Here is a 13,459-nt window from a genome sequence, read left to right as displayed (position 1 = left end):
GTCGTGGCTTCCCGGGTTTGATTGGCAAGCCATGCCGCAGGGTCGCCTGAAGCACACCCGCCGATGCGGCGAAAAGACAGGCTCATATTGCCTCATCTTTTCGTTGAAACGCTGGAGTTGCGTTGCGACTGGGCCCGGATTCCGTTACGAAGGCCGCTATCCTGAATTTGGAAAGCACGCCCTGCGATGAGCCTTGTAGACACGATACGGAAGACTTTTGTGCCCATCCACCGCGAGGGCTACCCCTTCATTGCGGCCTTCGCTGCTGCGACGGTTCTCCTGGGCCTCTTGTGGGGACCGCTCTTCTGGATCGGCCTGATCCTCACCGCCTGGTGCGTCTATTTTTACCGCGACCCCGAACGTGTCACACCGGTCGACGACCGGTTGGTCATCAGTCCCGCCGATGGTGTGGTGTCCTATGTTGGGCCAGCCGTCCCCCCGAGCGAATTGGGCATGGGGCCGGCTGAGATGACGCGCGTTTCAGTGTTCATGAATGTCTTTTCCTGCCACATCAACCGCGCGCCCGTGCGTGGCCGCGTATCGAAGGTGGAACACAAGCCGGGCCGTTTCCTGAATGCTGAACTCGACAAGGCGAGCTCGGAAAACGAGCGCAACGGCCTCGTGATCGAAAGCCCGTACGGCCCCATTCCGGTGGTGCAGATCGCCGGGCTTGTCGCCCGCCGCATCGTTTGCTGGACCGAGGCGCCGGATGCGCTGGCCGTCGGCGAGCGTTTCGGCCTGATACGCTTCGGTTCCCGCGTGGACGTTTATCTGCCCGACAATGCGGCCGTTCGTGTCGCCATCGGCCAGACGGCCGTCGGCGGAGAAACGGTGATCGCCGAATTCGGCGGAGAGCGCAGCCAGCCCGTGGTGCGGGTGTCCTGATGGCAGGCCCCTTCCCACCCTTCGAACCGCATGGGGGAGGCGGGCCCAAGATTCGTGAAATACCGCTGCGCATGCTGGTGCCGAACGTTATCACCGTGCTGGCTATCTGCGCGGGCCTCTCCGGCATCCGCCTCGCATTCGAACAACGTGTCGAAATCGCCGTCGTCATGGTGCTGATCGCGGCATTTCTCGATGCGGTCGACGGTCGCGTGGCGCGGATGCTCAAGGCCTCCTCCAAATTCGGCGCACAGATGGATTCGCTCGCCGACATCGTCAATTTTGGCGTTGCGCCGGCACTTGTCCTTTATGCGCATCTGCTTGATCAGGCCGGTGCGCTCGGCTGGATTGCAGCCCTTCTGTTTGCCATCGCCTGTTGTCTGCGCCTTGCCCGCTTCAACGTCATGCTTGAGGATCCGGACAGGCCTGCCTGGCATGCCGACTATTTCGTCGGCGTTCCAGCACCGGCCGGTGCGGCGCTGGTGCTTTTGCCGGTCTATCTCGGTTTCCTCGGGATCACGACCGACAAGACGCTCGCTTTCTTTGGCTGCATCTACACCGTGTTCATCGGCTTTCTGATGGTCAGTCGCCTGCCTGTCTACTCGGGAAAGCATTCAGGCAATCGCGTTCCGCGCGAATATGTGCTGCCGCTTATTTTCGGCCTGGCGCTCTTCGTGCTGCTTCTGACCAGCTACACATGGCTCACGCTCTCGGCTTCGACCATTGCTTACCTGGTGTTTCTCGTCTTCAGCATGCGGGCCTATTCGAGGCGCGCTGACCTGGAAGAGGAGAAAGCCGGCGAGGCGGGAAAGGTCAATGCTGCACCGGATGCGGACAGCGATCATCCCTGATCATTCCGCCGGGGTGCTCTGGAGCATCCTTTGTGTATCCGGATGTGCGTCCGGATGGACGCATGGCTTTCTAGATCGGTTCAGGGTTTCACGGAAACCCTGAACCGATCTATCTCTTTGTTTTTCCGCATTTATGCAGACGTCAGGTGATTCCACCTGACTGCAAAATGCTTTAAAGCATGTCGCAATCTTTCAGATTCGCTTCCTACGCATTAAGTCGCAGATATTACCCATGTCTCCCGGAACCGGTTCCCACTTCCGGGAGATATGCGTTAGTCGTCGGTTTTCTGCGGCGTCTGATCGTTGCGCGCTTCGATCATGCGTCCGAACAGGGCCTGCGACGCGCGCATGTCGTCTTGTCCTGAACGCTCGATCAGCTGAGCGATGGTCATCGGTGGGAGTGTGTGGACGCGCCGTGCCGGCAGGAAGCCTCCGCGCGACAGGAAAACCGGAACAACCTGAGCCTCGGCCTTGAGTGCAATGCGCGCAACGGCGCGGAAGAGGCGAAATTCCTTGACGTCAGGTTCGGGGTCGTTGGGCAGATAAACGCATAGACGCCCCTTGGCTTTCAGGCGCTGAACCAGACGGCGGCTCACGAAAACATGGTGCGCATTGAAGGTGATCGTGCGGCCGAGCGCCCGCCACGGCTCGATCATATGCGAGCGGGCAGAGGCTTCATCCAGAATATGGAGCGTGTCGTCGGGGAGGAGAGACAGCATCACGGCCGGGTCGAGCTTGGACTGATGCCACACCGCGTAGATGACGGGAGGCTGGGCCTTGCGCGCTTCGGTGACCTCACGGTCGCTGATCCGAAAAAGAAGCTTCAGTGGCGCATAGAGCGCTGCCTGATGGAAATTGAGGTCTCGCCGGTACTGGACGGTGAGGGCCATGCCGGCCCAGATCACCACGATCGCCAGAACGATCTCGAACGCCAGAATCATGCCGCGTCTCCCAGTGGCTCCGCAGGCGCCCGCAATGGCCGTCCGCGCAAGCAGTCTTGCATCTACGTATGGGCTTTACTCAAACGGACGGCGCCTTGCCAAACCCATGCCGTATCCCCCCTGGAGCGCGGCCTCCTCAGCCGCTGCTGCGTGAAAGGTACCGGATGCGGCGTGAACGTCAATTGCCCACGCCGTTTTAGGATTGGTGCACGGCGCTCCAGAGCATTTTGCAGTCAGGTGGTCGAACCTGACCGTCCGCATGAATGCGGAAAAGCATAAGATGGAGCGTCCATTATGCGTCCAGAAGGACGCCCGTGCTCTAGGCAGGCATCTGGTAGCGGGTGAAACACCCTTTCGGCACGTCGAGAATAAGCCCGGTTTCGGTGAGTTCCGGACTTGCCAGAGGCAGGATTGCCGCTGCAACTTCGGAAGGATGGGGAAGTGTCTCAGGGTCTTCGCCAGGCATGGCGAGCGCCCGCATTGCCGTGCGCGTCGCGCCCGGATTAACCGAATTGACGCGCAGCGGCATGTTCTTGGTTTCATCCGCCCATGAGCGTGCAAGGGCTTCCACGGCGGCCTTGGAGGCCGCATAGGGCCCCCAGAATGCGCGTGCCGAATGGGCTGCCCCTGAAGACAGAAGGATGGCGCGCCCCGCATCCGAGGCCCGCAGCAGTGGATCCACCGCACGAATCAACCGCCAGGTGGAGGTGACGTTCACCGTCATCACCTTCTCGAACACCTTCGCCTCGACATGGCCTATCGGCGAGATGACGCCCAGCATGCCGGCATTGGCCACCATGATGTCGAGCTTGCCCCAACGTTCGTGGATCGCACCGCCTATACGGTCGATCCCGGCCATGTCCGTCAGGTCGAGCGGCACGAGCGTTGCCTCGCCGCCCAGCGCCTTGATCTCGTCATCGAGTTCTTCGAGGCCTCCGACAGTTCGCGCAACCGCAATCACGTGAGCGCCGGCTGCCGCCAGCTCCTTGGCAAGAAAATAGCCGATACCGCGCGAAGCGCCGGTGACCAGCGCGAGCCGGCCCTTCAGATCTGGTTTCCTGTCCGTCATTGTCCGCCTGCAGCAAGAAGGGAAAGGGTGCGCACATTGTCGGCGCCTTCATGGTCCGTCAGCCGCGTCGGATAGTCCTGCGTGAAGCAGGCGTCGCAATATTGCGGCTGGTTGGTGTTGCGCTTCGCCTCGCCGACGGCGCGATAGAGGCCGTCGATTGAGAGAAAGGCAAGCGAATCGACGCGGATGAACTCCGCCATTTCCTCGATTGTCATGCGCGAAGCAAGCAGCTTCGCCGCTTCCGGTGTGTCGACGCCATAGAAACAGGGCGCGCGCGTGGGCGGGGAGGCAATGCGCATATGCACTTCTGCTGCACCCGCATCGCGCACCATCTGCACGATCTTCTGGCTTGTGGTTCCACGAACGATGGAATCGTCCACCAGCACCACGCGCTTGCCCTCGATGAAGCGGCGATTGGCGTTGTGCTTGAGCTTCACGCCCATGTGACGGATCGAATCCGTCGGCTGGATGAAGGTGCGGCCCACATAGTGGTTGCGGATAATGCCGAGCTCGAAGGGCAGGTTTGCCGCCTGTGCGTAACCGATGGCCGCCGGCGTACCCGAATCGGGAACAGGAACCACGATGTCGGCCTCGACGGGCATCTCGCGGGCAAGCTCAGCGCCGATCTCCTTGCGAACCTCATAGACATTTCGCCCTTCGACGGAGGAATCGGGACGGGCGAAATAGACATATTCGAAGATGCAGAAACGCGGCTCCTGCTTGATCTCGAAGGGAAACGAGCTCTCGAGCCCGTCTTCGGTGACGACTACCATTTCACCGGGCTTGACGTCGCGCACGTAGCGGGCGCCGATGATGTCGAGGGCGCAGGTCTCGGAAGACAGGATATAGGCCCCGTCGAGATCGCCGAGCACGAGCGGGCGTATGCCCAGCGGATCGCGGCAGCCGATCATCTTCTTCGAGGTCAGCGCGACGATGGAGAAGGCCCCTTCGATCTGGCGCAGCGCGTCGATGAAACGGGCATTTGTGTCGCGCCCCTTGCTGGTGGCGACCAGATGCAGAACGGTTTCTGTATCGGAGGTGGAGGAGAAGATGGCGCCCTGTTTCTGCAAGGCGCGTTGCACGGTCATCGCGTTGGTGATGTTGCCGTTATGGGCAATGGCAAGTCCACCTTCGGAAAGTTCCGCGAAAAAGGGCTGCACATTGCGCAGGCCCGCGCCGCCCGTCGTGGAATAGCGTGTATGGCCGATGGCCCGGCTGCCCTGAAGGCGATCGAGCACGGACTGCTTGGTGAAGGTATCGCCGATCAGGCCGATATGGCGCTCGACATGGAACTGACTGCCATCGAAGGAGACGATGCCTGCTGCTTCCTGCCCGCGGTGCTGCAAGGCATGCAGCCCCAGCGTGACGATCGCCGATGCGTCCGTTCGGCCGAAAATGCCGAAAACGCCGCATTCGTCATGGAAATGATCGTCGGCTTCGCCCGCGAGGGGCAAATCATCTACCTGCACCATTTTGGCCGCCCTTTCTCCGCACCGTGCGGCCGTCGCCGCAAAACGTGATGCGCTTCAACACTTTACAGTAGCTTGTCCCGGTCTCAAAGAGAGTGCCCTGTAACGCGAAAGACGGCCGCGAGGACCGTCAGTTGCTCGTTTCGCCGTCATTCGACGTGCCTTCGGAAAGGCGGTCGAAAATCGAGTTCTCCGGATCGTCCGGCAACAGCGACTGTATCCACTGGCCGACCCCATCGAGAAGCGGCCGCGATTTGGCTTCCGTGATCCAGCTCGGCGGCTGCGAGCCGAGGAGCCAGTTCAGGAAGAGCAGGGCCACTGCCACGACGACCACGCCGCGCGCAGCACCGTAGAGAAAGCCCAGGGTGCGGTCGAGCGCGCCGACGCGCGAATCGATGATGAAATCGGCAACCTTCATGGTGATGACCGTAACCACGATCAGCGCCACGAAGAACACCGCCGCCGCTGCTGCTGCGACCGCCAGCATGTCATTGCTGATATAGGGCTTCACATAGGGAAGCACCAGAGGGTGAAAGAAGTAGGCAGCGGCAGCCGCCGCCACCCAGGATGCGATGGAAAGAACCTCGCGCGAAAAGCCGCGCACCATCGCCAGCATGGCCGATACGAGCGTGAAGCCGACGAGGACTCCGTCAAGCAGCGTGATGGGCATTGTAACCCCTACTCCTCTGGCAGTTGAAATGCCCCCGCAAGATCAGTCTCATCGCTTCCGGGCCACTGTGTCGCCAATTCATCAATTGCGTCGTCAATTCATATCGTTCAGGCCGCTTTGGAGCCCGCGATGCGGGCAACAAGATCGGCCAGAGCCTCCGGACGCACGGTGCGTGCCCCGATGGCACCGGAACCGTCTTCATTGCCTGGCGGCATAACGGCCTGCTTGAAGCCGAGCTTCTCGGCTTCCTTCAGGCGGTTCGCCGCATGCGCAACAGGTCTCACCGCACCCGAAAGACTGATTTCGCCGAAATAAACGCAATCGGCTGGCAGGGCAAGCCCGGTCATGGATGAGACCAGTGCTGCCGCAACGGCAAGATCGGCCGCCGGCTCGGAAATCCGGTACCCGCCGGCAACGTTCAGATAGACGTCATGCGTTGCAAAACGCACGCCGCAATGGGCTTCCAGAACGGCAAGCACCATGGAAAGCCTGGCCGAATCCCAGCCGACCACCGCGCGGCGCGGCGTGCCGAGAGGAGAGGGGGCAACGAGTGCCTGGATTTCCACAAGAACCGGCCTCGTTCCCTCGATGCCGGCAAAGACGGCAGCGCCGGGTGCCTTGGCGCTGCGCTCGCCGAGAAAGAGTTCGGACGGATTGGAAACTTCCCGCAGGCCCATGTCGCCCATCTCGAACACGCCGATCTCGTCGGTGGGGCCGAATCGGTTCTTCACCGTGCGCAGGATGCGGTAGTGATGCCCGCCTTCGCCCTCGAAATAGAGAACACCGTCGACCATGTGTTCCACCACGCGAGGGCCTGCGATCTGGCCTTCCTTGGTGACATGGCCCACCAGAACGACGGCAGCACCTGTGGATTTGGCATAGCGGATCATCGCCTGGGCAGCGGCGCGCACCTGTGTGACTGTGCCGGGCGCCGAATCGGCGAGATCCGTCCACAGCGTCTGGATGGAATCGAGTATAACCAAGTCCGGTCGCTTGCCGTCCTCGATGGTCGCAAGAATGTCCTCGACATTGGTCTCGGCGGCCAGCTCCACCGGGTGATGCGCGACACCGAGGCGCTGCGCGCGCAGGCGTATCTGCGCCACGGCCTCTTCACCCGACACATAGACGATGCGATGGCCGCGCTCGGTAAGGGCGGCGGCGGCCTGTGTGAGAAGCGTCGATTTTCCGATCCCCGGATCGCCGCCCACCAGAAGGGCCGATCCACGCACGAACCCGCCGCCCGTCACCCGGTCCAGTTCGCTGATCCCGGTCATGATGCGCGGCGCATCCTCGATCTCGCCGGAAAGCGTGGTCAGTGCCACGGCGCGCCCCTTGCGGGCCTTGCGTGCAGCCTGCGGCCCCGAGCCGATGCCCGAGGACGTGCCTTCCTCGATCAGCGTGTTCCATGCCCCGCAGCCGTCGCATTTGCCGGCCCAGCGCGCATGTACCGTGCCGCAATTCTGACAGATGAACTGAACGCGTGTCCGCGCCATCAGATATCGGCCTCGCCACCGATATAATGCCGCTCGTAACGACGGCCGATCGAGGTGAGAATCTCATAGGAGATCGTTCCGGTGGCCTTCGCCACCTCGTCGACCGGCATGTTGGGGCCGAACAGTTCGATGAAGTCGCCCACCTTCACGCCTTCCGCTCCAAGCGCTGTGACCTCGAACAGCGTCAGGTCCATGGTGATGCGCCCGATGACCGGCACGCGGTGCCCGCCGATGAAGCCATGCGCGCCCTCGAGCTCTGCATGGCGCAACGGCACGCCTGCTCCGGAGCCGGAGCGGTGATAGCCATCCGCATAGCCGGTAGAGGCAACGGCAACCAGCGTGTCGCGCACAACGGGCGTCGCGCCGTAGCTGACCGACTGGCCGGCCGGTACATGGCGAATTTGCGCGATGCGGGTTTCGGCGGTCGCCACGGCGCGCATCGGGTTGGCGACGCCGCCCACGGGCGCGCCGCCGTAAAGGGCAATGCCCGGCCGTGTGGTGTCTTGCAGGAAGGGACCGCCGAGGAACACGCCGGCTGAGTTCGCGAGACTTGATTCAGCGTCTGGGAAAAGCGCCGCAAGTTCCTGAAAGGATTCAAGTTGCCGCTGGTTCATCGGATGTGTGGGATCGTCGCCGCAGGACAGGTGGCTGATGATGAGGCGCGGGCTGAGCGCACCTGTCAGGGCGTTTTCCTGTGCGAGAATGCGGGCGCGTTCAGGCGTGAGGCCGAGGCGGTTCATACCCGTTTCCACATGAACCGCGCAGGGGCGGGGCGTATCGCCATCGTCCCAGCCATGCGCCTCCCATATCGCAAGATCGGCCTGCGAGTTGAGGACAGGCAAAAGCCGGCCTTCGTGATAGAAGGCGGCGGCCTCGGGCGTGAAAAGCCCGTTGAAGACGTAGATTTCGGCCTCGGGCGCGGCACGGCGAACCGCAAGCCCTTCTTCCGGCAGCGCCACGAAGAAACGGCGGCAGCCCGCTCCGGCGAGAGCACGCACCACCTGTTCAGCACCCAGGCCGTAGGCGTCGGCCTTGACGACCGCGGAAGCCTCCGCGGGGGCGGAGCGTTCGGCGAGAAGGCGATAATTCGACACAAGCGCGTCGAGGTCGATGGTCAGTCGCGCACCCGCGACCCGCGGGTCGGCGCCGGTGGTCATGGTATGGATGGTCGTGGTCACGTGTGTCACTCGAAACGTTCGGGCAGCCGGTCTTCTTCGGCAAGGTCGTAAAAGCGGGTGAACTCACCCTGGAAGCCGAGCCCCACAGTTCCGGTGGGGCCGTGACGCTGCTTGGCGATGATGACTTCAGCCTTGCCGCGCGCCTCGTTCATTTCGGCTTCCCACTTGATGTATTCCTCGGTGCCGGGCTTCGGCTCCTTGTTCTTGAGATAGTACTCATCGCGATAGACGAAAAGAACCACGTCGGCGTCCTGCTCGATGGAGCCGGATTCGCGAAGGTCGGAAAGCTGGGGGCGCTTGTCGTCGCGGTTTTCCACCTGGCGCGAAAGCTGGGAGAGCGCGATGATCGGTGTGGAGAGCTCCTTGGCTAGCGCCTTCAGGCCCGTCGTGATCTCGGTGATTTCCTGCACGCGGTTCTGGGCCGATTTCGCCGAGGAACCCTGCATCAGCTGCACATAGTCGATCACCATCACGTCGAGGCCGCGCTGACGCTTCAGGCGCCGGGCGCGGGCGGAAAGCTGGGCGATGGAGATACCGCCGGTGGCGTCGATATAGAGGGGTCGGTCCTGCATGGTCTGTGCGCAGGCGACCAGCTTTTCGAAATCGGCCTCGGTGATTTCACCGCGCCTGATCTTGGAAGAGGGGATTTCCGTCTGCTCGGAAATGATACGCGTCGCGAGCTGCTCGGACGACATTTCGAGCGAGAAGAAGCCGACGACGCCGCCATTGGCCGCCGCATAGGAGCCATCCGCCTGCTGTGCGGGCTCATAGGCATTGGCGATGTTGAAGGCGATATTGGTGGCGAGCGATGTCTTGCCCATGCCCGGGCGACCGGCGAGGATGATAAGGTCCGAAGGCTGCAGACCACCCATGCGCTTGTCGAGATCGCGCAAGCCCGTCGAGACGCCCGAAAGATGGCCCTCGCGCATGAAGGCCGCATTGGCCATGTCCACGGCCACCTTGGTGGCGTCGGCAAAGCTCTCGAAGCCGCCATCGTAGCGGCCGGTTTCGGCCAGTTCGAACAGCCGCCGTTCCGCATCCTCGATCTGCTGCTGCGGAGCCATGTCCACCGGAGCGTCATAGGCGATGTTGACCATGTCTTCGCCAACGGTAATGAGCGCGCGGCGAATGGCAAGATCGTAGATGGCGCGGCCATAATCGGCAGCATTGATGATGGTGACGGCTTCTGCAGCCAGACGGGCCAGATATTGTGCGACGGTAAGCTCGCCCACCTTGTCGTCAGCGGGCAGGAACGTCTTGATCGTGACGGGATTGGCCGTCTTGCCCATGCGGATCAGTTCGCCCGCCACCTCGAAGATCTTGCGGTGCAGCGGCTCGAAGAAGTGCACGGGCTTGAGAAAGTCGGAAACGCGGTAGAGCGCGTCATTGTTGACCAGGATAGCCCCCAGCAGCGCCTGCTCCGCCTCGATATTGTTGGGCGCCTCGCGATAGAGCTGTGTTTCTGCGGTTTCGAGCTTGCGGGCTGCCTCTGCCATTCCCTTGCGATCCGTTGTCCGGGCCGTCAATGACGGCCTGTTCCCTAAAATGCGCCCGGACAACTAGAAAACATGATCGGTCCTGGCACCCCCGCCCAGTCGTAACGTTTCTGCAGCCAGTGCGCAGGAAAAAGATCGTTGTGGGCGGGATTACCCCGCTATCCACTTCAATTCACCGCACGAAAGCCACAGCCGCTAAAAATGAGGGCGTCACGGGATGATCCGCTTGACAACGAATCACCCCCAGTCAGCGATTATATTCCTATTCGGCAGCTTCGGTGAATTTGCCCGGGCGGCGCGACGCAGGCGCAAGGCGCCGTTCTGTCTCGCCGATATAGCCCCGGGTCATGGGCAGGGTCTCGCGTTTCTTGGTGAGCTGGATCTGGAAGACCACCATTTCCTGCCAGCGGAAGGAGGCTTCGGATCCGGCCAGGTAAAATTCCCACATCCGGGCAAAGCGCTCGTCATAGATCTCGACGGCCTTGGCCCGGTTCTTCTGGAAACGCGCCTGCCAGTGCTTCAGCGTTTCGGCATAGTGCAACCGCAGGATTTCCACATCGGTGATGATGAGTCCGGACTTCTCGATTGCCGGCGTCATCTCGGAAAGCGACGGGATATAGCCCCCGGGGAAGATATATTTTCGGATGAAAGCGTTGGTGACGGACGGGCCGGTCGAGCGGCCGATCGTGTGAAGAAGCATGACGCCGTCATCGGCGAGCAGCCGGGCACACTGGTTGAAGTAGGTGCGGTAGTGATTGATGCCCACATGCTCGAACATGCCGACCGAAACGATCCGGTCGAAAGGCCCTTTCAGCGAGCGGTAATCGGCAATCTCGAAGCGTGCCCGTTCGGAAAGCTTCTGCTCCTTTGCCCGGGCATTTGAAACCCTGTGCTGTTCTTCCGAAAGTGTCACACCAAGCACATTGGCATCGAACTGGCGGGCGATGTCGAGGCCCAACCCACCCCAGCCAGACCCGATATCGAGCACTTTCTGCCCCGGCTCCAGGGCCAGCTTGGCCATGATGTGCCGTTTCTTGGCGCGTTGGGCCTCTTCGAGCGGAACTTCCGGCGTCTCGAAATAGGCGCAGGAATATTGCAGGTCTTCATCGAGAAAGAGGCGGTACAAATCCTCCGAAAGATCGTAGTGGCGGTGGACATTGCGCTTCGAGCGCGTCGCCGTGTTCCATTGCTGAAGCCGGCGGAACGGATAACGCAGTGCTTCGCCCAGTTTCAGAAGGAATACCTGTCCCTGAACCTCATCCATATTGGTGTAGGCCAGGTGGAGAAAGGAGAGGACGTCTCCCTTGAGGATATCGACTTCGCCATCCATGTACCGCTCTGGCACGGCCAGCATGGGATCAAGCGCAATCGCGCGTTCGGCACCGGGCGTCCGGATCGCAATATGAACCGGCTCTCCCGTTCCATCCCCGAAAGTGCTCGTGGCACCCTGTGGATCGGTGATGGTCAGAGTGCCTTTGCGGATCAGTCGGGAAACGAATCTCTCAAGCAACCAATTCATCGCAACACCCCCAATAATTGACGGGTATTGCGATTATGAAACGATTTATCAGGAATTGAAAAGGGGTGCGTCCGGCGGCGCCCGGCGAAGCGGTGTGCGATCCGGGAAGTTTGAAGCGCTATGTTCGATTTTCGGCTTGAGCGTCAATAGCTTGCGCAGAGCTCGACAGTTGTTGGGCCAAAGTATCAAATTTATTGAACTATTGAATTTAGCGCGTTTTGCCTGCTGCAGCGCAGCAAAAAGCCGGGCGCAAGCCCGGCTTTTCATGTCTCGATATTTGTGGATCAGGCGTTTTCGTCGGAAGCCTCGGGGGCTTCCTCGCCATCCTCGTCGCCCTCGAACTCGGCATTCGGGTCGAAGAAGGCGTCGGGACGGGCGCTCTCATTGATGTCGTCGCCATAGATGGCTTCAGCCGAATCGAGCGTTTCGCCGCGGGCCTGGCGCTCTGCTTCGTCGGCCGAGCGCGCAACGTTTACCGTCACGGTCACCTCGACCTCGGCATGCAGCGCGATTGCCACATTGGTAAGGCCGATGGACTTGATCGGCAGGTTGAGCTCGACCTGCGAACGGCCGATCTTGAAGCCTTCCTCGGCGAGTGCGTCGACGATGTCGCGCGCGGAAACTGAACCGTAGAGCTGGCCGGTCTCGGCAGCCGAGCGAACCATGACGAAGGTCTTGCCGTCGAGCTTCTCGGCGACGGACTGAGCTTCCTGCTTGCGCTCCAGGTTACGGGCTTCGAGCTCGACGCGCTGGTTCTCGAATTTCTGGCGGTTAGCCTCGTTGGCGCGCAGCGCCTTGCCCTTCGGCAGAAGGAAGTTACGGGCGTAGCCGTCCTTGACCTTCACGACATCGCCCATCTGGCCCAGTCGTGCGATACGTTCGAGAAGAATGACGTCCATTGTCTCTGTCCTTTTCCTTTGGGCGTGTTGCGCCGCAATTGGGTCCTTTCGGCGCATGGCGCCGCAATCGGATCGAGGCTGGGCAGAAACGGAAGGGAGGCCATCGGGCCGTCCGGGTCGCTGTCCTGCCTCATGGCAGTTAGGAGCTGTGCCCCAACTCGGGATTTTGAAATTTCTCCACCGCGCCCGTCGCGGGGAGAGGAGCAGGCGCGGTCAAACCTGACAGCGCCTGCGCCGAAACTTACTTCACCACGTAGGGAAGAAGGCCGAGGAAGCGGGCGCGCTTGATGGCGCGGGCCAGCTCACGCTGCTTCTTCTGGCTGACCGCCGTGATGCGGGACGGCACGATCTTGCCGCGCTCGGAAATGTAGCGCTGCAGGAGCTTGATGTCCTTGTAATCGATCTTCGGGGCGTTGGCGCCGGAGAACGGGCAGGTCTTGCGGCGGCGGTGGAACGGACGCCGGGTGGGGATCTGGTTGATGTCGACCATTATTCGTCACCCTCGTTCGTATCGCGCTCGCGGCGCGGGCCGCGGTCATCACGGTCACGGCGCGGGCCGCGGTCATCACGGTCGCGGCGCGGGCCACGCTCGTTGCGGTCGTCGCGGCGCTGCATCATGGCCGACGGACCTTCCTCGTGGGCTTCCACGCGGATGGTCATGAAGCGCAGGACGTCTTCCGAAAGACCCATCTGGCGCTCGACTTCCTTCACGGCCTCGGCCGGGGCGTCGATGTCCATCAGGGTGAAGTATGCCTTGCGGTTCTTCTGGATGCGGTATGCGAGGGACTTCTGTCCCCAGCTCTCGACCCGGCCAACCGTGCCGCCACCAGCTTCGATCACACCCTTGTACTGTTCCACAAGGGCTTCGACCTGCTGCGGCGAGAGATCCTGCCGGGCAAGAAACACGTGCTCATAAAGTGCCATTGTCTTGCCTTTCTTCAGTTCTGTCCGGTCGGCGCCCAACGGCTAAGCCTCAGCGACTTCTCTTTTCC

At 61.6% G+C, this 13,459-nt stretch carries 13 protein-coding genes; 2 read left to right on the top strand and 11 right to left on the bottom strand.

All coding sequences use genetic code 11. The annotated features are described in order from the left end of the window. Positions 1-186 precede the first annotated feature (186 nt). On the top strand, positions 187-885 hold the full coding sequence (locus tag NA8A_RS09725; protein WP_009450269.1) for a phosphatidylserine decarboxylase: 699 nt from the start codon (positions 187-189) through the stop codon (positions 883-885). Next, positions 885-1,733, top strand: a complete 849-nt coding sequence (locus NA8A_RS09720) for a CDP-alcohol phosphatidyltransferase family protein (RefSeq protein WP_009450268.1) — start codon at positions 885-887, stop codon at positions 1,731-1,733. Before NA8A_RS09725 ends, NA8A_RS09720 begins: the two co-directional genes overlap by 1 nt. A gap of 272 nt (positions 1,734-2,005) precedes the next feature. Here the strand turns inward: NA8A_RS09720 and NA8A_RS09715 are convergent, their stop codons facing one another. The 11 genes from NA8A_RS09715 to rpsF form a co-directional block, all read right to left on the bottom strand. Then, a complete protein-coding gene (locus NA8A_RS09715; RefSeq protein WP_009450267.1) occupies positions 2,006-2,674 on the bottom strand; it encodes a lysophospholipid acyltransferase family protein in 669 nt (222 codons plus the stop codon). Positions 2,675-2,993: 319 nt separating this feature from the next. Next, entirely contained in the window at positions 2,994-3,743 is a 750-nt protein-coding gene (locus NA8A_RS09710) for an SDR family NAD(P)-dependent oxidoreductase (protein ID WP_009450266.1), read from the bottom strand. After that, complete coding sequence (purF, locus tag NA8A_RS09705) at positions 3,740-5,215, bottom strand: amidophosphoribosyltransferase (RefSeq protein WP_009450265.1); 1,476 nt, start codon at positions 5,213-5,215, stop codon at positions 3,740-3,742. The genes NA8A_RS09710 and purF overlap by 4 nt, the downstream gene beginning before the upstream one ends. Positions 5,216-5,342: 127 nt before the next feature. Beyond that, complete coding sequence (locus NA8A_RS09700) at positions 5,343-5,882, bottom strand: CvpA family protein (protein WP_009450264.1); 540 nt, start codon at positions 5,880-5,882, stop codon at positions 5,343-5,345. Between the two features lie 107 nt (positions 5,883-5,989). Beyond that, entirely contained in the window at positions 5,990-7,375 is a 1,386-nt protein-coding gene (radA, locus tag NA8A_RS09695) for a DNA repair protein RadA (protein WP_009450263.1), read from the bottom strand. Beyond that, the gene (gene alr, locus NA8A_RS09690; RefSeq protein ID WP_040672303.1) at positions 7,375-8,532 is read right to left on the bottom strand and encodes an alanine racemase; all 1,158 of its coding nucleotides are present in this window, start codon (positions 8,530-8,532) and stop codon (positions 7,375-7,377) included. The genes radA and alr overlap by 1 nt, the downstream gene beginning before the upstream one ends. Positions 8,533-8,558: 26 nt before the next feature. Further along, a complete protein-coding gene (locus NA8A_RS09685; protein WP_009450260.1) occupies positions 8,559-10,049 on the bottom strand; it encodes a replicative DNA helicase in 1,491 nt (496 codons plus the stop codon). 262 nt (positions 10,050-10,311) lie between these two features. Continuing rightward, on the bottom strand, positions 10,312-11,568 hold the full coding sequence (locus NA8A_RS09680) for an SAM-dependent methyltransferase (protein ID WP_009450258.1): 1,257 nt from the start codon (positions 11,566-11,568) through the stop codon (positions 10,312-10,314). 284 nt (positions 11,569-11,852) lie between these two features. Further along, positions 11,853-12,467 (bottom strand): 50S ribosomal protein L9, encoded by a 615-nt coding sequence (gene rplI / locus NA8A_RS09675; protein WP_009450257.1) that lies wholly within the window; start codon positions 12,465-12,467, stop codon positions 11,853-11,855. A 241-nt stretch (positions 12,468-12,708) separates the two neighbouring features. After that, positions 12,709-12,957 (bottom strand): 30S ribosomal protein S18, encoded by a 249-nt coding sequence (gene rpsR, locus NA8A_RS09670; RefSeq protein WP_009450256.1) that lies wholly within the window; start codon positions 12,955-12,957, stop codon positions 12,709-12,711. Next, entirely contained in the window at positions 12,957-13,391 is a 435-nt protein-coding gene (gene rpsF / locus NA8A_RS09665; RefSeq protein WP_040672301.1) for a 30S ribosomal protein S6, read from the bottom strand. Before rpsF ends, rpsR begins: the two co-directional genes overlap by 1 nt. Between the last annotated feature and the right edge of the window lie 68 nt (positions 13,392-13,459).

Origin of the sequence: Nitratireductor indicus C115 (genome assembly GCF_000300515.1) — a bacterium.
Lineage (GTDB): Bacteria > Pseudomonadota > Alphaproteobacteria > Rhizobiales > Rhizobiaceae > Nitratireductor > Nitratireductor indicus.
This window is presented reverse-complemented; position numbering and strand designations above follow the sequence as displayed.

Coding starts and splice junctions, on each gene's coding strand:
- NA8A_RS09725 (WP_009450269.1), top strand. CDS start 187: ATGAGCCTTGTAGACACGATACGGAAGACTTTTGTGCCCATCCACCGC.
- NA8A_RS09720 (WP_009450268.1), top strand. CDS start 885: ATGGCAGGCCCCTTCCCACCCTTCGAACCGCATGGGGGAGGCGGGCCC.
- NA8A_RS09715 (WP_009450267.1), bottom strand. CDS start 2,674: ATGATTCTGGCGTTCGAGATCGTTCTGGCGATCGTGGTGATCTGGGCC.
- NA8A_RS09710 (WP_009450266.1), bottom strand. CDS start 3,743: ATGACGGACAGGAAACCAGATCTGAAGGGCCGGCTCGCGCTGGTCACC.
- purF (WP_009450265.1), bottom strand. CDS start 5,215: ATGGTGCAGGTAGATGATTTGCCCCTCGCGGGCGAAGCCGACGATCAT.
- NA8A_RS09700 (WP_009450264.1), bottom strand. CDS start 5,882: ATGCCCATCACGCTGCTTGACGGAGTCCTCGTCGGCTTCACGCTCGTA.
- radA (WP_009450263.1), bottom strand. CDS start 7,375: ATGGCGCGGACACGCGTTCAGTTCATCTGTCAGAATTGCGGCACGGTA.
- alr (WP_040672303.1), bottom strand. CDS start 8,532: ATGACCACCGGCGCCGACCCGCGGGTCGCGGGTGCGCGACTGACCATC.
- NA8A_RS09685 (WP_009450260.1), bottom strand. CDS start 10,049: ATGGCAGAGGCAGCCCGCAAGCTCGAAACCGCAGAAACACAGCTCTAT.
- NA8A_RS09680 (WP_009450258.1), bottom strand. CDS start 11,568: ATGAATTGGTTGCTTGAGAGATTCGTTTCCCGACTGATCCGCAAAGGC.
- rplI (WP_009450257.1), bottom strand. CDS start 12,467: ATGGACGTCATTCTTCTCGAACGTATCGCACGACTGGGCCAGATGGGC.
- rpsR (WP_009450256.1), bottom strand. CDS start 12,957: ATGGTCGACATCAACCAGATCCCCACCCGGCGTCCGTTCCACCGCCGC.
- rpsF (WP_040672301.1), bottom strand. CDS start 13,391: ATGGCACTTTATGAGCACGTGTTTCTTGCCCGGCAGGATCTCTCGCCG.